The sequence below is a fragment of the Micromonospora sp. B9E7 genome (assembly GCF_039871815.1).
Classification (GTDB): domain Bacteria; phylum Actinomycetota; class Actinomycetes; order Mycobacteriales; family Micromonosporaceae; genus Micromonospora.
The window spans coordinates 294,393-320,138 of the sequence record NZ_JBDPLX010000007.1 but is presented as its reverse complement, the minus strand read 5'-3'; the positions used below and the strand labels follow the sequence as shown (position 1 = coordinate 320,138).

Here is a 25,746-nt window from a genome sequence, read left to right as displayed (position 1 = left end):
TGGCGGAACCTACGCCCGACGCAACGCCGGGCGAGCTCGAGCCTTCGCTACTTGGCCTTTTCCAGGATCTCCACGATCCGCCAACGCTTGGTGGCGCTCAGCGGCCGGGTCTCCATGATGAGAACCCGGTCACCGGTGCCAGCGGCGTTCTGCTCGTCGTGCACCTTCAGCTTGCTCGTACGACGCATGATCTTGCCGTACAACGCGTGCCGAACCCGGTCCTCGACCTCGACCACGACGGTCTTGTCCATCTTGTCGCTGACCACCAGGCCCTCACGGACCTTGCGGCGGGACCGCGCGGTGGCGGTGGCGGTGTCTTCGGTCATGATGCAGTCACCTCAGTCGGCGCGGCCGAGAGCCCCAGCTCGCGCTCGCGCATGATCGTGTAGATCCGGGCGATCTCCCGACGGATGACCTGCAACCGCCGGTTGTTGTCCAGCTGCCCGGTTGCGGCCTGCACGCGGAGGTTGAACAGCTCCGCCTTGGCCTCCCGCAGCTTCGTGACCAGCTCCTCCTCGGAGAGCTCACGCAGCTCGGTCGCCTTAACGCCCGCTGCCATCAGGATTCACCCACTTCGCGCGTAACAATGCGGCACTTCATCGGGAGCTTGTGGATCGCGCGACGCATGGCCTCTCGCGCGGTCTGCTCGTTGGGGAAGGACATCTCGAAGAGAACCCGCCCCGGCTTGACGTTGGCGACCCACCACTCGGGCGAACCCTTACCGGAACCCATCCGGGTCTCGGCAGGCTTCTTGGTGAGGGCCTGGTCCGGGAAGATCGTGATCCAGACCTTGCCACCACGCTTGATGTGGCGAGTCATCGCGATACGTGCCGACTCGATCTGCCGGTTCGTCACGTACGCCGGCTCGAGAGCCTGGATCCCGAACTCGCCGAACACCACCCGGTTACCACCCTTGGACGCGCCACTGCGGTCCGGGTGGTGCGGCTTGCGGAAGCCCTTCGGGGGCTTGCGCGGCATCAGCATCTGTCAGCCCTCCTGCTGCGTTTCTGCCGGAGCAGCCGCGGCGGCGACAGCTGCGCTGTCGACCGGCTCGCCGCTCGGCGTCTCGGCCTGCTGCGCGATGGTGGTCGCAGCAGCCCGACCGGCCTCGGTGCCACCAGCCGTGGTGCCGGACGAACCCGACCGGCCACGGCGCGGACGCTCGGGACGGTCGCCGCGCTCACCACGACGCGGGCGGGACGGACCGGCCTCGGCCGGAGCCTCCCGGCCCGGGACGGCGTCGCCCTTGTAGATCCAGACCTTCACACCGATCCGGCCGAACGTGGTACGGGCCTCGAAGAAGCCGTACTCGATGTTGGCCCGCAGCGTGTGCAGCGGAACCCGGCCCTCGCGGTAGAACTCGGTCCGGCTCATCTCGGCGCCGCCGAGGCGACCCGAGACCTGAACCCGGATGCCCTTGCAGACCGGGTTCTTCATCGCCGACTGCATGGCCTTGCGCATCGCCCGACGGAAGCTGACCCGGCTGGACAGCTGCTCGGCCACGCCCTGCGCGACCAGCTGAGCGTCCGACTCGGGGTTCTTCACCTCGATGATGTTCAGCTGAACCTGCTTGCCGGTGAGCTTCTCCAGCTCGCCGCGGATCCGGTCGGCCTCCGCACCCTTACGGCCGATGACGATGCCCGGCCGTGCGGTGTGGATGTCGACCCGGACCCGGTCGCGGGTGCGCTCGATGTCGACCTTGGAAATCCCGGCACGCTCGAGGCCCTTGGACATCATGCGGCGGATCTTGACATCCTCGCCGATGTAGTCCTTGTAGAGCTTGTCCGCGAACCAGCGGGACTTCCAGTCGGTCGAGATGCCGAGCCGGAACCCAGTGGGGTGAACCTTCTGACCCATTACTCGGCGTCCTCCGTCTTGCTCTGCGCTTCGGCCGGTGCGGCCTCCGTGGCCGGGGCGGCCTTCTTAGCCGCGGCCTTCCTCGGCGCTGCCGGCGCGACCGCTTCGACCGCCACGGTGATGTGGCACGTGCGCTTGCGGATGCGGTAGGCCCGACCCTGCGCCCGCGGCTGGAACCGCTTCATCGTCGGGCCCTCGTCCACGAAGGCCTCGCTGACGAGCAGCGCGTCGGGGTCCAGCCGCTCGTTGTTCTCCGCGTTGGCGATCGCGCTAGCGAGCACCTTGTACACCTGCTCGCTCGCAGCCTGCGGCGCGAACTGCAGCACCGTGAGCGCCTCCTTCGCGGGCAGGCCGCGGACGAGGTTGACCACCCGGCGCGCCTTCATCGGCGAGATGCGCACGTGCCGCGCAACCGCCCGCGCGCCCGGAAGCACCGGAGCGTCGCCCTTTCCTGGCATCGCTGTAACCCCTTGTTCCCTCTATCCGTATGCCTGGCGGCGTCAGCGCCGACGGCTCTTCCGGTCGTCCTTCTCGTGACCCTTGAACGTGCGGGTCAGCGCGAACTCGCCGAGCTTGTGCCCGACCATCGCCTCGGTCACGAACACCGGGACGTGCTTGCGTCCGTCGTGCACGGCGATCGTGTGCCCCAGCATCTCGGGGATGATCGTCGAGCGCCGCGACCAGGTCTTGATCACGTTCTTGGAGCCCTTGTCGTTCTGAACTTCCACCTTCTTGAGCAGGTGGTCGTCTACGAACGGGCCCTTCTTCAGGCTGCGAGGCATGTCTTATCTCCCTCAGCCGCGCTTACGCGTGGCGTAGCGACGGCGGACGATCAGCCGGTCACTCGGCTGGCCCTTACGGCGGGTGCGGCCCTCGGGCTTACCCTGCGGGTTGACCGGGTGGCGACCACCGGAGGTCTTACCCTCACCACCACCGTGCGGGTGGTCGACCGGGTTCATGGCGACACCACGGACGGTCGGGCGCTTGCCCTTCCACCGCATACGGCCGGCCTTGCCCCAGTTGATGTTCGACTGATCGGCGTTGCCGATCTCGCCGACGCTGGCGCGGCAGCGCACGTCCACCCGCCGGATTTCGCCGGACGGCATACGCAGGGTCGCGTACGCGCCCTCACGGCCGAGCAGCTGGATGCCGACGCCGGCGGAACGGGCCAGCTTGGCCCCGCCACCCGGACGCAGCTCCACGTTGTGGATCGTGGTACCGACCGGGATGTTGCGCAGCGGCAGGTTGTTGCCGGGCTTGATGTCGGCGCCCGGACCGGACTCGACGCGGTCGCCCTGCTTCATGTCCTTCGGCGCGATGATGTACCGCTTCTCGCCGTCGGCGTAGTGCAGCAGCGCGATGCGCGCCGTGCGGTTCGGGTCGTACTCGATGTGAGCGACCTTCGCCGGCACGCCGTCCTTGTCGACCCGCTTGAAGTCGATCAGACGGTACTGGCGCTTGTGACCGCCGCCGTGGTGCCGCGTGGTGATCCGGCCGTGGGCGTTACGCCCGCCCTTCTTCGGCAGCGGAGCCAGCAGCGACTTCTCCGGCGTGGACCGGGTGATCTCGGCGAAGTCAGCGACACTGGAGCCACGTCGGCCCGGCGTCGTCGGCTTGTACTTACGGATAGCCATTGTCTACACCCCTCAGCTGACCGGGCCGCCGAAGGCCTCGATGCGGTCACCGTCAGCCAGCTTCACGATCGCCCGCTTGGTCGCCTTGCGCTGACCGAAGCCGGTCTTGGTGCGCTTGCGCTTACCCTGGCGGTTGAGCGTGTTGACCGTCAGGACGCGGACGTTGAAGATCTGCTGGATAGCGATCTTGATCTCGGTCTTGTTCGCGTCCGGGTGCACCAGGAAGGTGTACCAGTTCCGGTTCAGCTCGCTGTAGCTCTTCTCCGAGACGACCGGCGCCACAATGATGTCGCGCGGGTCGGCGATCGTGCTCACTTGCCACCCTCCTCGGTGGTCTCGGCGGGCACGCCCAGGAACTCGTCCAGGGCGTCCTTGGTGAAGACCACGTCGTCGGCCACGAGCACGTCGTACGTGTTCAGCTGGCCGGACTCGATCAGGTGCACCCGCGGCTCGTTGCGCAGCGACACCCAGTTCAGCTCGTCGGTGCTGCTCAGCACGACCAGGACCCGACGGGCCTCGGTGAGCTTGGCCAGCGTGGCCAGGGCCGCCTTGGTCGACGGCTTCTCGCCCGAGACGAACGCCTCGACGACGTGCACCTGCCCGGCGCGGGCCCGGTCGGAGAGGGCACCCCGCAGAGCGGCGGCCTTCATCTTCTTCGGGGTCCGCTGGCTGTAGTCACGCGGCACGGGACCGTGCACGACGCCACCGCCGGCGAACTGCGGCGCGCGGATCGAGCCCTGCCGGGCGCGACCGGTGCCCTTCTGCTTGTACGGCTTCTTGCCGCCACCGGCGACCTCGCCGCGGGTCTTGGCCTTGTGCGTGCCCTGTCGGGCCGCCGCGAGCTGGGCCACCACGACCTGGTGCATCAGCGCGACGTTGGCCTGCACGTCGAAGATGTCCGCCGGCAGCTCGACCGAGCTGCTGGTGGTGCCTTCGACGGTGCGCACGTCAACGGTGGTCACTTGGCCGCACCGCCCTTCTTCACCTTGCTCTTCGCCGCGGTACGGACCAGAACGAGCGCGCCCTTCGGACCAGGGATGGCACCCCGGACGAGCAGCAGGTTGTTCTCGGTGTCGACCGCCTGGACGGTGAGGTTCTGCACGGTGTACCGCACGCCACCCATCCGGCCGGCCATCCGGGTGCCCTTGAAGACACGACCCGGAGTGGCGCAGGCGCCGATGGAGCCGGGCGAGCGGTGCTTGCGCTCGACACCGTGGCCGGCACCCAGACCGTGGAAGCCGTGCCGCTTCATCGGGCCGGCGTAGCCCTTGCCCTTGGTCTTGCCGGTGACGTCGATGGTGACGCCGGCCGGGAACTCCTCGACCGTGACTTCCTGGCCGAGCGAGTATTCCCCGGCGTCCGTGGTGCGCAGCTCGACGATGTGCCGGCGCGGCGCCACGTCCGCCTTGGCGTAGTGCCCGCTGATCGGCTTCTTGACCTTGCGCGGGTCGATGGTGCCGTAGGCCAGCTGGACCGCGGAGTAACCGTCCTTCTCGGCGCTACGAACCTGGCTGATGACGCACGGGCCGGCCTCGACCACGGTCACGGGAACAACGCGGTTGTTGTCCCAGACCTGGGTCATGCCGAGCTTGGCGCCCAGGATCCCCTTGACTTGCCTGTCCATTTGTCCGGTCCCTACAGCTTGATCTCGATGTCGACGCCAGCCGGCAGGTCGAGGCGCATGAGCGAGTCGACCGTCTTCGGGGTCGGGTCGATGATGTCGATCAGCCGCTTGTGCGTGCGCATCTCGAAGTGCTCGCGCGAGTCCTTGTACTTGTGCGGCGAGCGGATAACGCAGAAACGGTTGATCTCCGTGGGCAGCGGCACCGGGCCCGCGACCTGCGCCCCGGTGCGCGTCACCGTCTCGACGATCTTCCGAGCCGAGGAGTCGACGACCTCGTGGTCATAGGCCTTGAGCCGGATGCGGATCTTCTGTCCCGCCATGGTGGCTTCTGTTCCTTCTCTCGATGCCGCTGTGTTGCGGGCGCCTGTACCGGCTGGTACAGGCCCACTTCGCCGACCCCCGCGGTCGGGCGTGTCGCGCCCTCGGATCGGGCTCCGCCCCGTGGTTCCGGAGCGGTGCTGACCGCGCGGTGGGTCAAGGCGCCGATCGCATTACCGCGACCTGAACGCCGTGCGAGGGTGGTTGGCGACTGGGCCGCCAACCACCCCACGCTCGACTGCCTCGCCACCCGGAGGTTCAGCGGAAGCCGAACACAGGCGACGAACTGTCGTTACGCAACCTGACTAGTATGCCGCACGACCGGCGGCGGGTCTAATCGGGGTTACCTAGTTCACTTGACGATCTTGGTGACGAACCCGGCGCCGACGGTGCGGCCACCCTCGCGGATCGCGAACTTGAGGTTCTCCTCCATGGCGATGGGCTGGATCAGCTTCACCGACATGGTGGTGTTGTCACCAGGCATGACCATCTCGGTGCCCTCGGGGAGGGTGACGACACCGGTGACGTCCGTGGTCCGGAAGTAGAACTGCGGACGGTAGTTCTGGAAGAACGGGGTGTGGCGGCCACCCTCCTCCTTGGAGAGGATGTAGACCGTCGCCTCGAACTCCGTGTGCGGAGTCGTGGTGCCCGGCTTCACGACGACCATGCCGCGCTCGACGTCCTCGCGCTTGGTACCACGCAGCAGCAGGCCGACGTTCTCACCTGCGCGGGCGTCGTCCAGGGTCTTCCGGAACATCTCGATCGCGGTGACCTTGGTCTTGAAGCCCTTCTCGCGGATGCCGACGACCTCGACGTCCTCGTTCGGCAGCAGCACGCCGCGCTCCACACGACCGGTGACGACGGTGCCACGACCGGTGATCGTGAACACGTCCTCGACGGGCATGAGGAACGGCTTCTCGGTCTCGCGCTCCGGCTGCGGGATCGCGGTGTCGACCGCGCTCATCAGCTCGAGCAGCTTCGCGGTCCACACCGGGTCGCCCTCGAGCGCCTTCAGCGCGGAGACCTGGACGACCGGCAGGTCGTCACCCGGGTACTCCTGCGAGGAGAGCAGCTCGCGCACCTCGAGCTCGACGAGCTCCAGGAGCTCCTCGTCGTCGACCATGTCGCTCTTGTTGAGCGCCACGACGATGTACGGCACACCCACCTGACGGGCCAGCAGCACGTGCTCGCGGGTCTGCGGCATCGGGCCGTCGGTCGCCGCGACCACCAGGATCGCGCCGTCCATCTGCGCGGCACCGGTGATCATGTTCTTGATGTAGTCCGCGTGACCGGGGCAGTCGACGTGCGCGTAGTGCCGCGCCTCGGTCTGGTACTCGACGTGCGCGATCGAGATCGTGATGCCGCGGGCCTTCTCCTCCGGCGCCTTGTCGATCTCGTCGAACGGCGTGTAGGGGTTCAGGTCCGGGTACTGGTCGTGCAGGACCTTGGTGATGGCCGCCGTCAGCGTCGTCTTACCGTGGTCGATGTGACCAATGGTGCCGATGTTGACGTGCGGCTTAGTCCGCTCGAACTTAGCCTTCGCCACTGGTGTCCTCCTGTGGACTTCTTGGTTCGTACGCCCGGCGCGCCGGTCGGCGCTTAGGACTCTGTCGACAGCCTTTCCGGCCAGACGGCCGGAGAGCCTTTGTGGGTTCTGCGGCGATGAAGCCTACAGGCCCGGTCTCACGCGATCCGATCGTGGTGGCCGCGGGCGGGTTGAACCTCCCGCGACCAACCACGAATCACCTGCTCAGGGCGTTACTCGCCCGTTGCCTTGGCGATGATCTCCTTCGCGACGCTCTGCGGAACCTCGGCGTAGGAGTCGAACTGCATGCTGTAGCTAGCCCGGCCCTGGGTCTTCGACCGCAGGTCGCCGACGTAGCCGAACATCTCCGACAACGGCACCAGAGCCCGGACGATGCGGGCGCCGCTGCGCTCCTCCATCGCCTGGATGATGCCGCGGCGGGAGTTGAGGTCACCGATGACGTCACCCATGTTCTCCTCAGGAGTGGTGACTTCAACGGCCATCATCGGCTCGAGCAGTGCCGGATCGGCCTTGCGGGCCGCGTCCTTCATCACCATCGAGCCGGCGATCTTGAATGCCATTTCCGACGAGTCGACCTCGTGGTACTGGCCGTCCAGCAGCGTCAGCTTCACACCGACCAGCGGGAAGCCCGCCAGGATGCCGTACTGCATGGCGTCCTGGGCACCGGCGTCCACCGACGGGATGAACTCCCGGGGGATGCGGCCGCCGCTGACGGCGTTGGCGAACTCGTAGGTCGGCGAGTCGTTGTCCAGCGGCAGCGGCTCGACGCTCACGATCACGCGGGCGTACTGGCCGGAACCACCGGTCTGCTTCTTGTGGGTGTACTCGACCTTCTCCACCTTGCGGCGGATGGTCTCGCGGTACGCCACCTGCGGCTTGCCGACGTTGGCCTCGACGTTGAACTCGCGGCGCATCCGGTCGACCAGGATGTCCAGGTGCAGCTCACCCATGCCGGAGATGACCGTCTGACCGGTCTCCTCGTCCAGCTGGACGCGGAAGGTCGGGTCCTCCTCGGCCAGGCGCTGGATCGCGGTGCCCAGCTTCTCCTGGTCGGACTTGGTCTTCGGCTCGATCGCCACCGAGATGACCGGCTCCGGGAACGTCATCGACTCCAGGATGACCGGGTTCGCCGGGTCGGAGAGAGTGTCGCCGGTGGTGGTCTGCTTGAGACCCTGCACGGCGATGATGTCGCCGGCCTGCGCCGACGGACGCTCTTCCCGCTTGTTGGCGTGCATCTGGTAGATCTTGCCGATCCGCTCCTTGCGGTCCTTGGTGGAGTTGACCACCTGCGAACCGGAATCGAGCGTGCCGGAGTAGACCCGCACGTAGGTGAGCTTGCCCAGGTGCTTGTCCGTCTGGATCTTGAAGGCCAGACCGGAGAAGGGCTCCGAGTTCGACGGCTTCCGCAGCAGCGGGGTCTCACCGTCGGTGGCCGTACCCTCGATCGCGGGGACGTCCAGCGGCGACGGCAGGAAGTCGACCACGGCGTCGAGCATGGGCTGGACGCCCTTGTTCTTGAACGCCGAGCCGCAGAGCACCGGGTTGGCCTTGCCGGCGATGGTGGCACGCCGGATGGCGGCCTTGATCTCCTCGACGGAGACCTCTTCGCCTTCCAGGTACTTCTCCATCACCGAGTCGTCGACGTCGGCGAGGGTCTCCATCAGCTTCTCGCGCCACTCGGCCGCGGAGTCGGCCAGCTCGGCCGGGATCTCCTCGACCGCGTAGTCCTCACCCTTCTGGGTCTCCCCGCGCCAGGTGAGGGCGCGCATGCCGATCAGGTCGACGACACCGATGTGGTCGCCCTCGAGCCCGATCGGGATCTGGAGCACCAGCGGGGTGGCGTTCAGCCGGTCGATCATCATCTGCACGCAGCGGAAGAAGTCGGCACCGGTGCGGTCGAGCTTGTTGACGAAGCACATGCGCGGGACGTTGTACTTGTCGGCCTGCCGCCAGACGTTCTCCGTCTGCGGCTCCACGCCGGCGACACCGTCGTAAACCGCGACCGCACCATCCAGGACCCGCAGCGACCGCTCGACCTCGACCGTGAAGTCGACGTGGCCAGGCGTGTCGATGATCTGGATCGTGTGGCCCTTCCACTCACACTTGGTAGCAGCGGAGGTGATGGTGATACCACGCTCCTGCTCCTGCTCCATCCAGTCCATGACGGCAGCGCCCTCGTGGACCTCACCGATCTTGTACGTGATACCGGTGTAGAACAGGATTCGCTCGGTGGTCGTGGTCTTACCGGCATCGATGTGCGCCATGATGCCGATGTTGCGTACGTTGGCGAGCGCGTCTGCGGCGGCCACTTCAATCCCTACTTATCGTCGTCTCGACTCAACTGGTGGCGGTTCCGGCGCCCGTGGGCGCCGGAACCAGGGTGTTACCAGCGGTAGTGCGCGAAGGCCTTGTTCGACTCGGCCATCTTGTGCGTGTCCTCGCGCCGCTTGACGGCGGCACCGAGGCCGTTGCTCGCGTCCAACAGCTCGTTCATCAGCCGCTCGACCATGGTCTTCTCGCGCCGGGCGCGGGAGTAGGTGACCAGCCAGCGCAGGCCCAGGGTGGTCGCCCGGGTCGGGCGGACCTCGACCGGAACCTGGTAGGTGGCGCCACCGACACGACGGCTGCGCACCTCGAGGGTCGGCTTGACGTTGTCCATCGCCCGCTTCAGGGTGACGACCGGGTCGGTGCCGGACTTCTCGCGGCAGCCCTCGAGGGCCGCGTACACGATGGACTCGGCGAGCTGACGCTTGCCGCGGAGCAGGATCTTGTTCACCAGCTGGGTGACCAGCGGCGAGTTGTACACCGGGTCAGCGACCAGTGGCCGCCGCGGAGCGGGTCCCTTACGCGGCATGTCAGCTCTTCTCCTTCTTCGCGCCGTAACGGCTGCGCGCCTGCTTGCGGTTACGGACACCCTGGGTGTCCAGCGAGCCGCGAACGATCTTGTAACGCACGCCGGGGAGGTCCTTCACCCGGCCACCGCGGACGAGCACGATCGAGTGCTCCTGCAGGTTGTGACCGACGCCGGGGATGTAGGCGGTCACCTCGATCTGGCTGCTGAGCTTCACGCGAGCGACCTTGCGCAGCGCCGAGTTCGGCTTCTTAGGGGTGGTGGTGTACACGCGGGTGCACACGCCGCGCCGCTGAGGAGAACCCTTCAGCGCCGGGGTCTTGGTCTTGGTCGTCTTCGCCTGGCGGCCCTTTCGGACCAGCTGCTGGATCGTGGGCACCGGGTTTCTCCGCTCCCTTCGGCCGCATCCGCGGCCGCGCCGTCTGCTCGTTAGCCGGCCTGATGACCGGCTCTCCTACATTCCGACCAGGGTCGCCTTGCGGAGACCCCGGCACCCGCGGTCGGGCGTGTCGCCCTCGTCACGGCTCCGTTGCGACGCTTTCGCGTGCGGACCGGAGTTTGTCACCGGTGTGCGGGTCGCCCCGCCCCGGATCTTTGGCTTGTCGTGCCGCCGCCCGAACTCCGGAAACAGCGCACGCACGAGTTGCCCGGGCAGGCCCGGGCACAAGGGGAAAGAGTACCTACCACAACCGCCCAGGTCAAAACGGAATGGCCCGGCGACTGTCTCACATCCGCCGGCCGGATCTCGTCCTGCCCCGTCGCCCGCGATGGGCACCTACGAGCACAAGTGTACCGGCTTCCCCACGAGGCCACCCGTCGGCCCCGGGCCAGCACCGGGAAGCCACCGCCGGAGCGGCGACGGCAGGCGAAGCAGACGTGACCGGCCTCAGGCCAGGGCGAGGAGCAACGCCAGGCCCAGTCCCAGGAGACTGAGCACCCCACCCGCCACGCCACAGCTGATCCCGGCCACCGCCAACCCGCGGCCGGTGAAACGGACCGCGGAAGGCGCGACCGGGCGGCGGATCTGCCGCTGACCGAGCAGGCCGATGACGACCGCCGCCACGCCCGTGAGCACTCCGAGCACCGCGAACGCCCCGGAGGCCCACGCCCCGCCGTCGTCCACGAAGCTCACCCCGAAGCAGATCACCAGCAGGGAGACCACTGCCGACGCGATTCCGGCCACCAACGCCCCGATGGCCAGCCCGGACGTGACCGGCGCCACGTCCAGGTGCACGACACCGAACGGCGTACCCGGCACGGTCTCGACCCGCTTCGGCGGTCGGCGCTGGTCATCGGTGGGAGGCGGCACCGGATGCCCGACCATGCCGCCCCAACCGGGCGCGCGACCCGGCGGCGGCGGACCCCACCCGGCCGGCACACCAGGCCCAGACGACGACGGACCCCACCCCGCCGGCACACCAGGCCCAGACGACGACGGACCCCACCCCGCCGGCACACCAGGCCCAGACGACGGCGGACCCCAACCTGGAGGTGCCGGGGTCGGCGCACCGGAGACCGGGTACGGCTGGTGGAAGCCAGTCGGCGTGGTCGGACCCCAACCGGGGTGCGGCATGGGAGACGGCGGCGCACCCCAACCCGGCGTGGGCACCGGGGGGTGCGGTGCGCCACTCGGCTCAGGTCGCTCCCAGCCACTCAGCTCCGACGGAACCGGCTCAGAGGGGGCCGGCTCGGAAGAGGCCGGCTCAGAAGAGGCCAGCGCGTCCGGAGGGCCGGCCGGTTCGTCCGCAGGGGGCCGCGCCGGTTCCGTCACGAGGTCCTCCTGTCGAAAGGGCACCACCGCCGCACGGTGGACACCGGCCAGGCTACCGCCGAGGGCGCCGCCGCCGGGGCGCGGCCACCGGCGGGCTCAGTCCATGTTCGTCGGGTAGTCGTGGCCGAACGGCGCACCGGCCAACCGGACCACGCCGATCACCACAGCGATCACCACGGTGACCGCGACCAGCACCAGACCGGTCCAGGCCATCCGCTCCCCTCGCCGCAGCCAGACACCGCCGGTGAGGAAACCCCCCGAGGTGTACGCCTCACGGCGCGCCTGCCGGGCCAGTTGCAGTGCCACCGTCGCGGGCACCACCCCGCCGATGAAGAGCCCGGTCAGCATGCCGAGCAGCCCCAGCGCGAAAACCGCCCGCGCCTTCGTGGCACGGGCCGGGTCCGGGTCCAGCGGGTGACGCGGGTCCTGTTGCGCGACGGGCACCTGCCCGGGTGCGGTCGTCATCCCCCCATCATGCCGAACTCGCAGCCGGGGTGGGTGGGTCCGGACACGACGAGGCCCCCGGCGGAAACCGGGGGCCTCGTCGTGTGATCGATGCTTAGCGGTACGACCCGAAGTCGAAGTCGTCCAGCGGCACAGCCTGCCCGCCGGCCGGCCCGAACCCGTAGTCGGTCTCCGGGTACCCGGTCATCGAGTAGACCTTGGCCTTGGCCTCCTCGGTCGGCTCCACCCGGACGTTGCGGTACTTGCTGATGCCGGTACCGGCCGGGATGAGCTTTCCGATGATCACGTTCTCCTTGAGGCCGACCAGCGAGTCGCTACGCGAGTTGATCGCAGCGTCGGTCAGCACCCGGGTGGTCTCCTGGAAGGAGGCCGCCGAGAGCCAGGAGTCGGTGGCCAGCGAGGCCTTGGTGATACCCATCAGCACCGGACGACCGGCGGCGGGCTCGCCGCCCTCCGAGACGAGTCGGCGGTTCTCCGACTCGAACAGCGCCCGGTCGACCAGCACGCCCGGCAGGAACTCGGTCGAGCCGGAGTCGATGACCGTCACCCGCTTGAGCATCTGGCGGATGATGATCTCGATGTGCTTGTCGTGGATGAGCACACCCTGCGAGCGGTAGACCTCCTGGACCTCACTGGTCAGGTGGACCTGGACCGCCCGCGGACCCATGATCCGCAGAAGCTCGTGCGGGTCGATGGTGCCCTCGGTCAGCTTCTCGCCGACCGCGACGTGGCCGCCGTCGTGGGTCCGGAGCTTGACCCGCTTCGAGATCTTGTCGTAGACGATCTCGTCGCTGCCGTCGTCCGGCACCACGATGATCTTCCGCGAACGCTCGCCGTCCTCGATCCGGATCCGGCCGGGGGTGTCGGCGATGGGCGCCTTACCCTTCGGGACCCGAGCCTCGAAGATTTCCTGAACACGCGGCAGACCCTGGGTGATGTCCTCACCCGCGACACCACCGGTGTGGAAGGTACGCATCGTCAGCTGCGTACCGGGCTCACCGATGGACTGGGCGGCGATGATGCCGACCGCCTCGCCGATGTCGACCGACTTACCGGTCGGCAGCGACCGGCCGTAGCAGGCCGCGCAGACACCCAGCTTCGACTCGCAGGTGAGCACGCTGCGCACCCGGACCGTCTCCACGCCGGCGGCGACGATCTTGTCGACCCCGATGGAGTTGATGTCCTGGCCGCGCTCGGCCACCACGGTGCCGTCCGGGCCCTTGATGTCGTCGGCCAGCGTCCGGGCGTGCACGCTGGTCTCGGCGTGGGTGTGGACGACGAGCTTGCCGTCCAGCTTCTCGCCGATCTGCATCGGGATCGCCCGGTCGGTGCCGCAGTCCTCCTCACGGATGATGACGTCCTGCGAGACGTCCACCAGACGACGGGTCAGGTAACCCGAGTCGGCGGTCCGCAGCGCGGTGTCGGCGAGACCCTTACGGGCACCGTGCGTGGAGATGAAGTACTCCAGCACGGACAGACCCTCCCGGTAGCTGGCCTTGATCGGCCGCGGGATGATCTCGCCCTTCGGGTTGGCCACCAGACCACGGATCGCCGCGATCTGCCGGAGCTGGAGCAGGTTACCGCGGGCACCCGAGTTGATCATCTTCCACAGTGGGTTCTCCTGCGGCAGCGCGGTGTCCATCTCCTTGGCGACCTCGTTGGTCGCCTTGGTCCAGATCTCGATGAGTTCGCCGCGACGCTCCTCGGCAGTCATCAGACCACGCTGGTACTGCTTGTCGATCCGGTCGGCTTCCTTCTCGTACCGCGCCAGGATCTCCGCCTTGCGCGGCGGAGCGATGACGTCCTCCATGCCGATCGTCACGCCGGACCAGGTGGCCCAGTGGAAACCGGCCTCCTTGAGCCCGTCCAGGGTGGCGGCCAGGGCCACCTTGGGGAAGCGCTCGGCGAGGTCGTTGACGATCGCGGAGAGCTGACCCTTGCGGATCTCGTAGTTCACGAAGCGGTAGCCCTGCGGCAGCGTCTCGTTGAACAGCACCCGACCCAGGGTCGTCTCCACGGTCAGCGGCTCACCCTCGACCCAGCCCTCCGGGGCGGTCCACGCCTCGGAGCCAGCGCCGTTGTCGACACCGATCACGCCACGCAGGCGGATCCGCACCGGTGCCTGCAGGTGCAGCTCACCGTTGTCGAAGGCCATCCGCGCCTCGGCGTCCGAGCTGAACGCCCGGCCCTCGCCCTTCTCACCGGTGGTGCGGTGGGTGAGGTGGTACAGACCGATGACCATGTCCTGGGTGGGCATGGTGACCGGCTTACCGTCGGCCGGCTTGAGGATGTTGTTCGACGACAGCATCAGGATCCGCGCCTCGGCCTGAGCCTCGGCGGACAGCGGCACGTGCACCGCCATCTGGTCACCGTCGAAGTCGGCGTTGAACGCGGTGCAGACCAGCGGGTGGATCTGGATCGCCTTGCCCTCGACCAGCTGCGGCTCGAAGGCCTGGATGCCCAGGCGGTGCAGGGTCGGTGCACGGTTGAGCAGCACCGGGTGCTCGCCGATGACCTCTTCCAGCACGTCCCACACGACCGGGCGCTGACGCTCGACCATCCGCTTGGCGGACTTGATGTTCTGGGCGTGGTTGAGGTCGACCAGCCGCTTCATCACGAACGGCTTGAACAGCTCCAGCGCCATCTGCTTGGGCAGACCGCACTGGTGCAGCTTGAGCTTCGGGCCGACCACGATGACCGAACGGCCGGAGTAGTCGACGCGCTTGCCCAGCAGGTTCTGGCGGAACCGGCCCTGCTTGCCCTTGAGCATGTCGGACAGCGACTTGAGCGGGCGGTTACCCGGACCGGTGACCGGCCGGCCGCGGCGGCCGTTGTCGAACAGCGCGTCGACGGCCTCCTGGAGCATCCGCTTCTCGTTGTTGACGATGATCTCGGGAGCACCGAGGTCGATCAGCCGCTTGAGGCGGTTGTTCCGGTTGATCACGCGGCGGTACAGGTCGTTCAGGTCCGAGGTCGCGAAGCGACCACCGTCGAGCTGCACCATCGGGCGCAGGTCCGGCGGGATGACCGGGACGCAGTCCAGCACCATGCCGAGCGGCGAGTTGCGGGTGTTCAGGAACGCCGCGACGACCTTGAGTCGCTTGAGCGCCCGGATCTTCCGCTGGCCCTTGCCGGACCGGATGGTCTCCCGCAGGCTCTCGGCCTCGGCGTCGAGGTCCATGTTCTGGACCAACGCCTTGATCGCCTCGGCGCCCATGGAACCGGTGAAGTACTCACCGAACCGGTCGCGCAGCTCGCGGTAGAGCAGCTCGTCGGTGACCAGCTGCTTCGGCTCCAGCTTGCGGAAGGTGTCCAGCACCTCGTCCAGGCGGTCGATCTCGCGCTGGGCCCGGTCGCGGATCTGGCGCATCTCGCGCTCTCCGCCCTCCTTGACCTTGCGCCGAACGTCCGCCTTGGCACCCTCGGCCTCCAGCTCGGCCAGGTCGGCCTCGAGCTTGGCGGCCCGCTTCTCGATCTCCGAGTCGCGGCTGTTCTCGGACTGCCGCTTCTCGGCCAGGATCTCGTTCTCGATCGTCGAGAGGTCACGGTGACGCGACTCCGCGTCCACGCTCGTCACGACGTACGAGGCGAAGTAGATGATCTTCTCGAGATCCTTGGGGGCGAGGTCCAGCAGGTAGCCCAGCCGGCTCGGAACGCCCTTGAAGTACCAGATGTGGGTCACCGGAGCGGCGAGCTCGATGTGCCCCATCCGCTCACGGCGGACCTTGGAGCGAGTCACCTCGACGCCGCAGCGCTCACAGATGATGCCCTTGAACCGGACCCGCTTGTACTTACCGCAGTAGCACTCCCAGTCCCGCTGCGGACCGAAGATCTTCTCGCAGAAGAGCCCGTCCTTTTCCGGCTTCAGGGTGCGGTAGTTGATCGTCTCAGGCTTCTTGACCTCGCCGTGCGACCACTGACGGATGTCGTCGGCGGTGGCGAGACCAATGCGCAGCTCGTCGAAGAAGTTGACGTCGAGCACTATGTCCCCTATGTCGTCGTCTGTACTGCTAATGGGGGGGGGGGCGGGCCCCCCGCCCCCCCCCCCCCCGACCGCTCACCTCAGACCTCTTCGACCGAGCTCGGCTCGCGCCGGGACAGGTCGATGCCCAGCTCCTCAGCGGCCCGGAACACCTCGTCGTCGGTCTCGCGCATTTCCAGGGCCACACCGTCGCTGGAGAGCACCTCAACGTTGAGGCACAGCGACTGCAGCTCCTTGAGCAGCACCTTGAACGACTCCGGGATGCCCGGCTCCGGGATGTTCTCGCCCTTGACGATGGCCTCGTAGACCTTCACCCGGCCGAGCACGTCGTCGGACTTGATCGTGAGCAGCTCCTGCAGGGCGTAGGCAGCGCCATACGCCTGCATCGCCCAGCACTCCATCTCACCGAAACGCTGACCACCGAACTGCGCCTTACCACCCAGCGGCTGCTGCGTGATCATCGAGTACGGGCCGGTCGACCGAGCGTGGATCTTGTCGTCGACCAGGTGGTTGAGCTTCAGGATGTAGACGTAGCCGACCGCGATCGGGTCCGGCAGAGGCTCGCCGGAACGACCGTCGAACAGCTGCGCCTTACCGGTACGCCCGATCAGCTGCTTGCCGTCCCGGTTGGGCAGGGTCGACTCGAGCAGGCCCGAGATCTCCTCCTCGCGGGCACCGTCGAAGACCGGGGTGGCCACGTTGGTGTCGCCCTCGGACTCGTGAGCGTCGATCGAGCGCAGCTGGCGCTTCCAGTCGGCGTCGTCACCCTCGACCTTCCAACCGGTCTTGGCGACCCAACCGAGGTGGGTCTCCAGAACCTGGCCGATGTTCATCCGGCTCGGCACACCGAGCGGGTTGAGCACAATGTCGACCGGGGTGCCGTCCTCGAGGAACGGCATGTCCTCGATCGGCAGGATCTTCGAGATGACGCCCTTGTTGCCGTGCCGGCCGGCGAGCTTGTCGCCGTCCTGGATCTTGCGCTTCTGGGCGACGTAGACCCGGACCAGCTCGTTGACACCCGGCGGCAACTCGTCGCCGTCCTCGCGGGAGAACGTGCGCACACCGATGACCGTGCCGGTCTCGCCGTGCGGCACCTTCAGCGAGGTGTCCCGAACCTCACGCGCCTTCTCACCGAAGATCGCGCGGAGCAGCCGCTCCTCCGGGGTCAGCTCGGTCTCACCCTTGGGCGTGACCTTGCCGACCAGGATGTCGCCGGGGACGACCTCGGCACCGATCCGGATGATGCCGCGCTCGTCGAGGTCAGCGAGCATTTCCTCGCTGACGTTCGGGATGTCGCGGGTGATCTCCTCCGGGCCGAGCTTGGTGTCCCGGGCGTCGACCTCGTGCTCCTCGATGTGGATCGAGGTGAGCACGTCCTGCTGCACGAGGCGCTGCGACAGGATGATCGCGTCCTCGTAGTTGTGGCCCTCCCAGCACATGAACGCCACCAGCAGGTTGCGTCCGAGTGCCATCTCGCCCTCGTCGGTGCACGGACCGTCGGCGATGACCTGACCGGCCTCGACGCGGTCGCCCTCGAAGACCACCGGCTTCTGGTTGACGCAGGAGCCGGCGTTGGAGCGGCGGAACTTGTGCAGCAGGTACGTCCGGCGGTGGCCGTCATCCTGGTGGATGGTGACGTAGTCGGCGCAGAGATCCTCGATCACACCGCCGACCTCGGCGACCACCACGTCGCCAGCGTCGACCGCGGCACGGTACTCCATGCCCGTACCCACGAGCGGCGCCTCGGCCTTGACCAGCGGCACCGCCTGGCGCTGCATGTTCGCGCCCATCAGTGCCCGGTTGGCGTCGTCGTGCTCGAGGAACGGGATCATGGCGGTCGCGACCGAGGTCATCTGCCGGGGCGAGACGTCCATGTAGTCGACGGCACCGGGGACGACGTCCTCGGTCTCGCCGCCCTTACGACGGCAGAGCACCCGGTCTTCGGCGAACGTGCCGTCAGCCTTCAGGCGCGCGTTGGCCTGGGCCTTGACGAACCGGTCCTCCTCGTCCGCGGTCAGGTAGTCGATCTGGTCGGTGACCCGACCCTCGACGACCTTCCGGTACGGCGTCTCGATGAAGCCGAACGGGTTGACCCGGGCGAAGGTGGACAGCGCGCCGATCAGGCCGATGTTCGGGCCTTCCGGCGTCTCGATCGGGCACATCCGGCCGTAGTGGGACGGGTGCACGTCGCGGACCTCGAAGCCGGCCCGCTCCCGGGACAGACCACCCGGGCCGAGCGCGCTCAGCCGACGCCGGTGGGTCAGGCCCGCCAGCGGGTTGGTCTGGTCCATGAACTGGGACAGCTGCGACGTCCCGAAGAACTCCTTGATCGCCGCCACCACCGGGCGGATGTTGATCAGGGTCTGCGGGGTGATCGCCTCGACGTCCTGCGTGGTCATCCGCTCGCGGACGACCCGCTCCATGCGGGACAGGCCGACCCGAACCTGGTTCTGGATCAGCTCACCCACGGTGCGCAGGCGACGGTTGCCGAAGTGGTCGATGTCGTCGGCCTCGTAGCCCTCCTCACCGGCGTGCAGCCGGCAGAGGTATTCCACGGTGGCGACGATGTCGTCCTCGGTCAGCGTGCCAGTGGTGATCGGCACGTTGACTTCGAGCTTCTTGTTGAACTTGTAGCGCCCGACCTTGGCGACGTCGTACCTCTTCGGGTTGAAGAAGAGGTTGTCGAGCAGGGTCTGGGCGTTCTCGCGCGTCGGCGGCTCGCCAGGGCGCAGCTTGCGGTAGATGTCGAGCAGCGCCTCGTCGGCGCCGGCGATGTGGTCCTTCTCGAGCGTGGTCATCATCAGCTCGGACCAGCCGAACCGCTCACGGATCCGCTCGGCCGACCATCCGATGGCCTTGAGCAGGACCGTGACGGCCTGCCGGCGCTTGCGGTCGATGCGTACGCCGACCGTGTCGCGCTTGTCGATGTCGAACTCCAGCCAGGCACCCCGACTCGGGATGACCTTGACGCTGGAGAGGTCGCGGTCGGAGGTCTTGTCCGGCTGCTTGTCGAAGTACACGCCCGGAGACCGGACGAGCTGGCTGACCACGACGCGCTCGGTGCCGTTGATGACGAAGGTGCCCTTGGGCGTCATCATCGGGAAGTCACCCATGAACACCGTCTGGCTCTTGATCTCGCCAGTGGTGTTGTTGGTGAACTCCGCGGTCACGAAGAGCGGAGCGCAGTAGGTCAGGTCCTTCTCCTTGCACTCCTCGATCGAGGCCTTGACCTCGTCGAAGCGCGGCGCCGAGAAGGAAAGTGACATGGTGCCGGAGAAGTCCTCAATGGGACTGATCTCTTCAAGGATCTCCGCGAGACCCGAGCGTGCGTGCGGGTCGTCCGCCGACCGGCCCTGCCAAGCCTCGTTGCCGACGAGCCAGTCGAAGGACTCGTTCTGGATGGCAAGGAGGTTGGGGACCTCGAGGTGTTCGGTGATCCTGCCGAATGAAACTCGGCGGGGAGCGAATGCGCTCGACGTACGACTGGTCTTCGCAGGGCGGGAAGCTGCCAAGATGCGTCCTTCCGAGGACCGGTGCTGCAGAACGGCTGGTACGCGTGCACTCCAATGACCCCACCAGAAATATCCGTAACCGGACATTTCCGAGCAGGGGTCAAGTCGGAAGGCAGCGCAAACTAGCAGTGTAGCCGAGAGGCTAACCGCTGTCCAGCCCACCCCGCAGGTTGTTTGCGGAACGCGCCTCGGCCCCCTCAACCGGGGTGTGCCGGGCCGCTCAGAACGCAACGTCCCCACTGGGCCGCTCGGGTCGACACGGCCGTTGGTGCCGCCGTTGTCATACCCACGTCGTGGCCGTCGCAAGCGCGGTGTCTTGCTGGTGTCAGCGTGCCTGGCTGGCCGGGGCCGCGTCAAGGGCCGGTATCCGGGTCGCCCGTTCTTTCCCACTGCAGGGCGACCCGCCACGCTCGTTCGGGTCAGCCTCGCCGGTCGTCCGAGCCCAGCTCACGGCCGGTCGACACCAGATCCACCAACACGGCGGGCGGCGATCCTGTCGGATCACCGCCCGCCGCAACGCGATTCGTGTCCCGGCTCACGAGCCGGGTACGCGCTGATGGAGCTCAGGTCACTTGAGGGTGACCTTGGCGCCCTCACCCTCGAGCTTGGCCTTCGCCTTCTCGGCGGTCTCCTTGTTGACCTTCTCCAGGATGGCCTTCGGCGCGGACTCGACCGCGTCCTTGGCCTCCTTGAGGCCCAGGCCGGTCAGCTCACGCACGACCTTGATGACCTGGATCTTCTTGCCACCGTCAGCCTCGAGGATGACGTCGAACTCGTCCTGCTCCTCCTCGGCCGGGGCAGCGGCGGCACCGCCGGCACCGCCGGCAGCGGCAACCGCGACCGGAGCGGCAGCGGTGACCTCGAAGGTGGTCTCGAACTGCTTCACGAACTCAGAGAGCTCGATCAGCGTCATCTCCTTGAACGCGTCGAGCAGCTCGTCGGTGCTGAGCTTCGCCATATCTGGCGTCCTTTCCTGATTCTGTTAAGTAAGAACTGGTGCGCCGTGGGGGCCTCAGGCCGCCTCGGCGCCCTCCTTCTCGCGCTTGTCCTGCAGTGCAGCCGCCAGACGGGCGGTCTTCGACAGCGGGGCCTGGAACAGGGCCGCGGCCTTGCTCAGGTTGCCCTTCATCGCGCCGGCCAGCTTGGCCAGCAGCACCTCGCGGGACTCCAGGTCGGCGAGCTTCGTGACCTCGGCCGCAGTGATGGCCTTGCCCTCGAAGACACCGCCCTTGATGACGAGCTTCGGGTTGGCCTTCGCGAAGTCGCGAAGCCCCTTCGCCGCCTCGACGACGTCGCCCGAAACGAAAGTCAGCGCGGTAGGACCGGTGAACAGCTCGTCGAGGCCGGTGATGCCCGCGTCCGTCGCAGCACGCTTCGCCAGCGTGTTCTTCGCGACCATGTAGCTGGTATCGGCGCCGAGCGTGCGCCGAAGCTGGGTGAGCTGGGAAACCGTCAGACCGCGGTACTCGGTCAGCACGGTGGCGCCCGAGCTACGGAAGCTCTCGGTCAGCTCAGCGACGGCCGTGGCCTTGTCGGCCCGGATCGGCTTGTCCGCCATGTCCCTCCTCTCTCGTTACTCGAGGCTGGTCCCCGTCACAGCCGAAGCCGGAGCGGGGGCGGAGGCAGCGCGACAACGAAAAAGCCCCGGCGCAGGGCGCACGGGGCGAGGGCCGGAAGATCGTCACGGTCGGCGGACCATGCTCACTGCCGAGTTACGCTTGCCGCCCTACGCGGGTCGCCCGATGTCGCGGGACCTTCGACCGTGCCGAAGCACGGTGACCAGCGGTCTCTGGGTGGTTCCTCATCCATGAGAACACGGATGACGGTTGAAGAGTACGCGCCCTGGCCACCAGCGCCAAATCGCGCCCGGTGAGCCACGTCACGACGCCGACGCCGGTCAGCCCTGGGCCCGCCGCCGCCACAGATAGCCGCCGACGACCGCAGCGCTCCAGGCCAACGCCCACCCGCTCAGCCCCAGCAGGGTGAGCGCGGCGGCGTTGCCTCCGGTGGTGCGGGCGGCGGCCATGATCGGCGGTGCCAGCCAGGGGACCACCGAACCGCTCAGGCCGAGCACCACCGCGCCGACGCCGCCGAGGGCCAGCACCGCGACGCCGTACCCGGCCCCGCCCACCGAGGCCCGACTGGCCAGGGCACCGAGGGCAACCGCAGCGGGTACGGCGAGCAGGTGCGCCCACAACCCCAGTGCCAACCCCACCGGGATCGACCGGTCCCCCGGGTCGACCGGGCCGGAGACCCCGCCGACCAGCCACGGAAAGAGCAGCGCGACGGCCACCGTCACCAGGGCCGCCACGCCGGCGGCGAGGAGCCCGGCCAACCGCTCGCGGGCCACCCCGACCGCCACCTGCGCAAGCCGGCGCTGCACGTCCGGCTCCACATCCAGGAGGATCTTGGTTTGCCAGGCGACAACCGGGAAGAGGACCACGGCCGAGACGCCGTACGCCTCCGCCGGCTGGGCACGGCCACCGCCGTAGAGGATGCCGAGGGTGACGAGGCCGGCGAGCAACGGCGCGACCGCGCGCCCGGTCCGCAGGAAACCCGCCAGCCGCATCCGGATCAGGGCATTCACCGGGCCTCCCCCACTGCCGGCTCGATCCCCGCGCCGGTGGCCTCCGGTCGCTCCGCTGTCGGTTCGCCGGCGACCTGGAGCGGCGGCTCGGCGGGTCGGGCGGCACCGGCCTCCCGGAGCGGATCGGCGGGTCGCGCCGGTGGTGCGGCGGTGGAGGCGTCGACGCGTACCCGCAGAATCTGATGCCCCTCGGCGCGCAACCGGGCGACGGTGCCGGCGACCCGCGCCGCCGGGACCGCGACCTCGACCACCGCGAGCGTCTCGTCCGCGGCGGGCGTCTCCTCGGTCAGCGAACCGTCGGCCACCGACCAGCGGCGCGCGGCCGGCAGCCGGACCGTCTCCCCCCGGTGGTCGCTGACCAGGACAGCACCCTCGCCAGCGAGCACCTCGTCGATCAGCTCGGGCACCAGTTCACGGGTGGCGGCGTCCAGCCCCTCCCACGGCTCGTCGAGCACCAGCAGGCCCGGAGGGCGCAGCATCGCCTGGGCGAGGCCCACCTTCTGTGCGGTGCCCTTGGACAGCTCCGGCAGCCGGACCGAGCGGAACGCGGACAGCCCGAGCCGGTCGGTCCAGGAGGCCACCGCCTCGTCGGCAGCGGCGCGGCCCAGCCCCGCCACCCGGGCCATCCCGGTCAGGTAGCGGGCGACGGTGAACGGCTGGTCGGCCGGGAAACGCTCCGGCACCCAGCCCACCCGGGCGGGCCGGTCGGTGACCCGGCCCCGGCCCGGCCGGAGCACCCCGGCCGCCACCTGGAGCAGGGTCGACTTGCCCACCCCGTTGCGGCCGAGCACGACCGCCACCTCGCCCGGACCGATCCGCACGTCGACGCCCCGCAGCACCCACGGCCCCCGCCGGTGGTACCGCAACCAGACGTTCTCCAGCCGCATGGCGTCGAGCCTGCCACACCATGAACGCGCCGGGGCGCCGCCACAGTCGTGGCGGCGCCCCGGCGGAGCGAACTGTCGGCTCAGGCCTCGGCCGAGTCCTCACGGAGGTTCTTCACCAGGTTCGGGTCGACCGGGACACCCGGGCCCATCGTGGTGGTGAGGATGACCTTGCGGAGGTACTTGCCCTTGGCCGCGGACGGCTTGGCACGCAGCACCTCGTCGAGCACCGCGGCGTAGTTGTCCACCAGCTGGGTCTCCGTGAAGGAGGCCTTGCCGATGATCAGGTGCAGGTTGGAGTGCTTGTCCACCCGGAAGGTGATCTTGCCGCCCTTGATGTCCTGCACCGCCTTGGTGACGTCCATGGTCACCGTGCCGGTCTTCGGGTTCGGCATGAGACCGCGCGGGCCCAGGATCCGCGCGATCCGGCCGATCTTGGCCATCTGGTCCGGCGTGGCGATCGCCGCGTCGAAGTCGAGCCATCCACCCTGGATCCGGGCGACCAACTCGTCGGTGCCCACCTCGTCCGCACCCGCCGCAGCGGCCTCTTCGGCCTTCGCGCCGCTGGCGAACACGATCACGCGGGCGGTCTTACCGGTGCCGTGCGGCAGGTTGACCGTGCCGCGGACCATCTGGTCCGCCTTGCGGGGGTCGACGCCGAGGCGCATGGCGACCTCGACCGTGGCGTCGAACTTGACGTTGGTGGTCTCCTTGGCCAGCTTCACGGCCTCGGAGGGGGTGTAGAGCTTCGACCGGTCGATGACGTCGGCGGCCTTGCGGTAGCTCTTGCTGCGCTGCATTGCTGATTACTCCTGTGGTCTCTGGCGGGCCGCTCGGCGCGGGCCCTCCCACGGTCGGGTCGACGGCCTGGGCCGACGTCAGTCGTTGACGGTGATGCCCATCGACCGGGCGGTGCCGGCGATGATCTTCTCGGCCTGCTCGAGGTTGTTGGCGTTGAGGTCGGCCATCTTCTTCTCGGCGATCTCACGCAGCTGGGCACGGCTGACCGAGCCGACCTTCTCGGACTGCGGGACACCCGAGCCCTTCTGCACACCGGCGGCCTTGATCAGCAGCCGGGCGGCGGGCGGGGTCTTCAGCACGAAGGTGAAGGACCGGTCCTCGTAGACGCTGATCTCGGCGGGGACGATGTCGCCCCGCTGGGACTCGGTCTGCGAGTTGTAGGACTTGCAGAACTCCATGATGTTCACGCCGTGCTGGCCGAGCGCGGGGCCGACCGGCGGGGCCGGCGTGGCCTGGCCCGCCGGCAGCTGAAGCGTGAACGTCTTGACGAGCTTCTTCTTCGGAGGCATGTCACTTCCTGGGGCTTGGAGCTGGGAAAATGCGGCTGTCGCCGCCCTCGGAGCGCGCACGGTCAGCGCGGTGCGACAGCGGCGACATTCAAGAGTAGCGCAGGCCGCAGCCCACTCGTCCGCCGAGGTCGAGCGGGAGGGCTACGCCGACGTCGGGGGCGGGCCGGGCCCGCCGCCGACGACCAGTCAGATCTTGGCGACCTGGTTGAAGTTGAGCTCCACCGGGGTCTCACGACCGAAGATCGACACCAGCACCTTGAGCTTCTGCTGGTCGGCGTTGATCTCGCTGATCGTGGCCGGCAGCGAGGCGAAGGCACCGTCGGTGACAGTGACGGAGTCGCCCACCTCGAAGTCGAGGACCTTGATCTCCGGCTTCGCCTTCTTCTGCTCGGTCTCGACGGCCGGTGCCAGCCACTTCAGCACCTCGTCGAGGGAGAGCGGGGCGGGCCGGTCGGCCCGGTCGGTCGCGCCGACGAAGCCGGTCACGCCCGGGGTGTTCCGGACACACGAGTAGGACTCGGCGGTCAGCTCCATCCGGACCAGGATGTAGCCCGGGAAGACCTTGGCCTGGATCTGGGAACGCTTACCGTTCTTGACCTCGACCTCTTCCCGGGTCGGCACCTCGACCTGGTAGATGAAGTCCTCCATGTCGAGGCTCGTGATCCGGGTCTCGAGGTTGGTCTTGACCTTGTTCTCGTAGCCGGCGTACGAATGCACCACATACCAGTCACCCGGCGCGTAACGCAGCTTCTGCCTCAGCTCGGCGACCGCGTCGTAATCCTCGTCCGGTGCGGGCTCGGTCGTTGGGAACTCCGGCTCGCTGGCGGCCTCAACCGACTCGTCACCAGCCGCCGTCGCGACCGTGGACTGCTCGTCCACCGGTCCGGCGGTCTCGTCGTACTCAGGCACGCTCGCTCACTTCCGTCACTATCGGCTGGAGGCAGCCGGTCAGTCCGAGTTGCCGAAGACAAACAGCACGACCTTGGCGAAGCCGTAGTCCAGCACGCCGACGATCGTCAGCATCACCGCGACGAACGCCACCACCACGGCGGTGTAGGTCAGCAACTCCTTGCGGGTCGGCCAGATGACCTTACGCAGTTCGGCTACGACCTCGCGGAAGAACCGGGCGATGCGGCCGAACACGCCCACCCGCCCCGTTTCCGACCGGGTGGTCGGCCGGCTGTCCGCCGACTCTGCCCGGGCGCGCGACCGCGTGGCGGTGCCGCCCCGGGAAACCGGCTCGTCCGCGCCGGAGGCGTCGTCGTCGGCCACGTCGTCGACGATCTCGTCGTCCAGACGATCGTCGCCGTCGTCGTCGCGCCGCTTGTTGTCGGCCACTTCGCCCTCCGTCGCGGAATCTCGGGTCGCACGCCGAGCGGCGTACGCGGCGCTGGTCACGCCGGCC

The 25,746-nt window shown here is 68.3% G+C and carries 27 protein-coding genes; all 27 read right to left on the bottom strand.

The features are described from left to right. Positions 1 to 47: 47 nt before the first annotated feature. Positions 48 to 326, bottom strand: coding sequence for a 30S ribosomal protein S17 (gene rpsQ, locus ABGB10_RS14885; RefSeq protein WP_112584814.1), 279 nt, complete (start codon positions 324 to 326; stop codon positions 48 to 50). Further along, positions 323 to 559, bottom strand: a complete 237-nt coding sequence (gene rpmC, locus ABGB10_RS14880) for a 50S ribosomal protein L29 (protein WP_007465283.1) — start codon at positions 557 to 559, stop codon at positions 323 to 325. The genes rpsQ and rpmC overlap by 4 nt, the downstream gene beginning before the upstream one ends. Continuing rightward, positions 559 to 984 (bottom strand): 50S ribosomal protein L16, encoded by a 426-nt coding sequence (gene rplP / locus ABGB10_RS14875; RefSeq protein WP_053653940.1) that lies wholly within the window; start codon positions 982 to 984, stop codon positions 559 to 561. The genes rpmC and rplP overlap by 1 nt, the downstream gene beginning before the upstream one ends. Positions 985 to 987: 3 nt before the next feature. Next, complete coding sequence (gene rpsC / locus ABGB10_RS14870) at positions 988 to 1,857, bottom strand: 30S ribosomal protein S3 (protein WP_007465294.1); 870 nt, start codon at positions 1,855 to 1,857, stop codon at positions 988 to 990. Beyond that, positions 1,857 to 2,315, bottom strand: coding sequence for a 50S ribosomal protein L22 (rplV, locus tag ABGB10_RS14865; protein ID WP_007465297.1), 459 nt, complete (start codon positions 2,313 to 2,315; stop codon positions 1,857 to 1,859). Before rplV ends, rpsC begins: the two co-directional genes overlap by 1 nt. Positions 2,316 to 2,357: 42 nt before the next feature. Beyond that, positions 2,358 to 2,639 carry a 30S ribosomal protein S19 gene (gene rpsS / locus ABGB10_RS14860; protein ID WP_007465299.1) on the bottom strand — a complete coding sequence of 94 codons (282 nt, stop codon included), beginning with the start codon at positions 2,637 to 2,639 and terminating at the stop codon, positions 2,358 to 2,360. Between the two features lie 12 nt (positions 2,640 to 2,651). Then, on the bottom strand, positions 2,652 to 3,491 hold the full coding sequence (gene rplB, locus ABGB10_RS14855) for a 50S ribosomal protein L2 (RefSeq protein ID WP_088950237.1): 840 nt from the start codon (positions 3,489 to 3,491) through the stop codon (positions 2,652 to 2,654). Between the two features lie 12 nt (positions 3,492 to 3,503). After that, positions 3,504 to 3,806 (bottom strand): 50S ribosomal protein L23, encoded by a 303-nt coding sequence (gene rplW, locus ABGB10_RS14850; protein WP_007465304.1) that lies wholly within the window; start codon positions 3,804 to 3,806, stop codon positions 3,504 to 3,506. After that, a complete protein-coding gene (gene rplD, locus ABGB10_RS14845) occupies positions 3,803 to 4,453 on the bottom strand; it encodes a 50S ribosomal protein L4 (RefSeq protein WP_088987575.1) in 651 nt (216 codons plus the stop codon). Before rplD ends, rplW begins: the two co-directional genes overlap by 4 nt. Next, positions 4,450 to 5,115 (bottom strand): 50S ribosomal protein L3, encoded by a 666-nt coding sequence (rplC, locus tag ABGB10_RS14840; RefSeq protein ID WP_088987574.1) that lies wholly within the window; start codon positions 5,113 to 5,115, stop codon positions 4,450 to 4,452. Before rplC ends, rplD begins: the two co-directional genes overlap by 4 nt. A gap of 11 nt (positions 5,116 to 5,126) precedes the next feature. Further along, positions 5,127 to 5,435, bottom strand: coding sequence for a 30S ribosomal protein S10 (gene rpsJ, locus ABGB10_RS14835; protein ID WP_007073037.1), 309 nt, complete (start codon positions 5,433 to 5,435; stop codon positions 5,127 to 5,129). Positions 5,436 to 5,785: 350 nt separating this feature from the next. After that, positions 5,786 to 6,979: an elongation factor Tu gene (tuf, locus tag ABGB10_RS14830; RefSeq protein ID WP_145778897.1), complete on the bottom strand. Its 1,194-nt coding sequence runs from the start codon at positions 6,977 to 6,979 to the stop codon at positions 5,786 to 5,788. Positions 6,980 to 7,191: 212 nt separating this feature from the next. Further along, complete coding sequence (gene fusA / locus ABGB10_RS14825) at positions 7,192 to 9,288, bottom strand: elongation factor G (RefSeq protein WP_145778896.1); 2,097 nt, start codon at positions 9,286 to 9,288, stop codon at positions 7,192 to 7,194. Positions 9,289 to 9,362: 74 nt separating this feature from the next. Continuing rightward, positions 9,363 to 9,833: a 30S ribosomal protein S7 gene (gene rpsG, locus ABGB10_RS14820; RefSeq protein ID WP_007465317.1), complete on the bottom strand. Its 471-nt coding sequence runs from the start codon at positions 9,831 to 9,833 to the stop codon at positions 9,363 to 9,365. A gap of 1 nt (position 9,834) precedes the next feature. Next, positions 9,835 to 10,209: a 30S ribosomal protein S12 gene (gene rpsL / locus ABGB10_RS14815; protein WP_007465318.1), complete on the bottom strand. Its 375-nt coding sequence runs from the start codon at positions 10,207 to 10,209 to the stop codon at positions 9,835 to 9,837. Positions 10,210 to 10,716: 507 nt separating this feature from the next. Beyond that, positions 10,717 to 11,139, bottom strand: coding sequence for a hypothetical protein (locus ABGB10_RS14810; protein ID WP_278141722.1), 423 nt, complete (start codon positions 11,137 to 11,139; stop codon positions 10,717 to 10,719). A gap of 558 nt (positions 11,140 to 11,697) precedes the next feature. After that, positions 11,698 to 12,066, bottom strand: coding sequence for a hypothetical protein (locus ABGB10_RS14805; protein ID WP_347661433.1), 369 nt, complete (start codon positions 12,064 to 12,066; stop codon positions 11,698 to 11,700). Positions 12,067 to 12,160: 94 nt separating this feature from the next. Beyond that, positions 12,161 to 16,048 carry a DNA-directed RNA polymerase subunit beta' gene (locus ABGB10_RS14800; protein WP_347661432.1) on the bottom strand — a complete coding sequence of 1,296 codons (3,888 nt, stop codon included), beginning with the start codon at positions 16,046 to 16,048 and terminating at the stop codon, positions 12,161 to 12,163. An 80-nt stretch (positions 16,049 to 16,128) separates the two neighbouring features. After that, entirely contained in the window at positions 16,129 to 19,560 is a 3,432-nt protein-coding gene (locus ABGB10_RS14795; protein WP_347661431.1) for a DNA-directed RNA polymerase subunit beta, read from the bottom strand. 568 nt (positions 19,561 to 20,128) lie between these two features. Further along, positions 20,129 to 20,518: a 50S ribosomal protein L7/L12 gene (rplL, locus tag ABGB10_RS14790; protein WP_347661430.1), complete on the bottom strand. Its 390-nt coding sequence runs from the start codon at positions 20,516 to 20,518 to the stop codon at positions 20,129 to 20,131. Between the two features lie 54 nt (positions 20,519 to 20,572). Continuing rightward, positions 20,573 to 21,118: a 50S ribosomal protein L10 gene (rplJ, locus tag ABGB10_RS14785; protein ID WP_203149820.1), complete on the bottom strand. Its 546-nt coding sequence runs from the start codon at positions 21,116 to 21,118 to the stop codon at positions 20,573 to 20,575. A gap of 339 nt (positions 21,119 to 21,457) precedes the next feature. After that, positions 21,458 to 22,147 (bottom strand): hypothetical protein, encoded by a 690-nt coding sequence (locus tag ABGB10_RS14780; protein ID WP_347661429.1) that lies wholly within the window; start codon positions 22,145 to 22,147, stop codon positions 21,458 to 21,460. Next, positions 22,144 to 23,034 (bottom strand): ABC transporter ATP-binding protein, encoded by an 891-nt coding sequence (locus tag ABGB10_RS14775; protein WP_347661428.1) that lies wholly within the window; start codon positions 23,032 to 23,034, stop codon positions 22,144 to 22,146. The genes ABGB10_RS14780 and ABGB10_RS14775 overlap by 4 nt, the downstream gene beginning before the upstream one ends. Before the next feature lie 80 nt (positions 23,035 to 23,114). Then, positions 23,115 to 23,831: a 50S ribosomal protein L1 gene (rplA, locus tag ABGB10_RS14770; RefSeq protein ID WP_278142695.1), complete on the bottom strand. Its 717-nt coding sequence runs from the start codon at positions 23,829 to 23,831 to the stop codon at positions 23,115 to 23,117. A 78-nt stretch (positions 23,832 to 23,909) separates the two neighbouring features. Beyond that, positions 23,910 to 24,341, bottom strand: a complete 432-nt coding sequence (gene rplK / locus ABGB10_RS14765; protein WP_347661427.1) for a 50S ribosomal protein L11 — start codon at positions 24,339 to 24,341, stop codon at positions 23,910 to 23,912. Positions 24,342 to 24,527: 186 nt separating this feature from the next. Then, a complete protein-coding gene (gene nusG, locus ABGB10_RS14760) occupies positions 24,528 to 25,250 on the bottom strand; it encodes a transcription termination/antitermination protein NusG (RefSeq protein ID WP_088987561.1) in 723 nt (240 codons plus the stop codon). 39 nt (positions 25,251 to 25,289) lie between these two features. Then, entirely contained in the window at positions 25,290 to 25,679 is a 390-nt protein-coding gene (secE, locus tag ABGB10_RS14755) for a preprotein translocase subunit SecE (RefSeq protein ID WP_347661426.1), read from the bottom strand. Between the last annotated feature and the right edge of the window lie 67 nt (positions 25,680 to 25,746).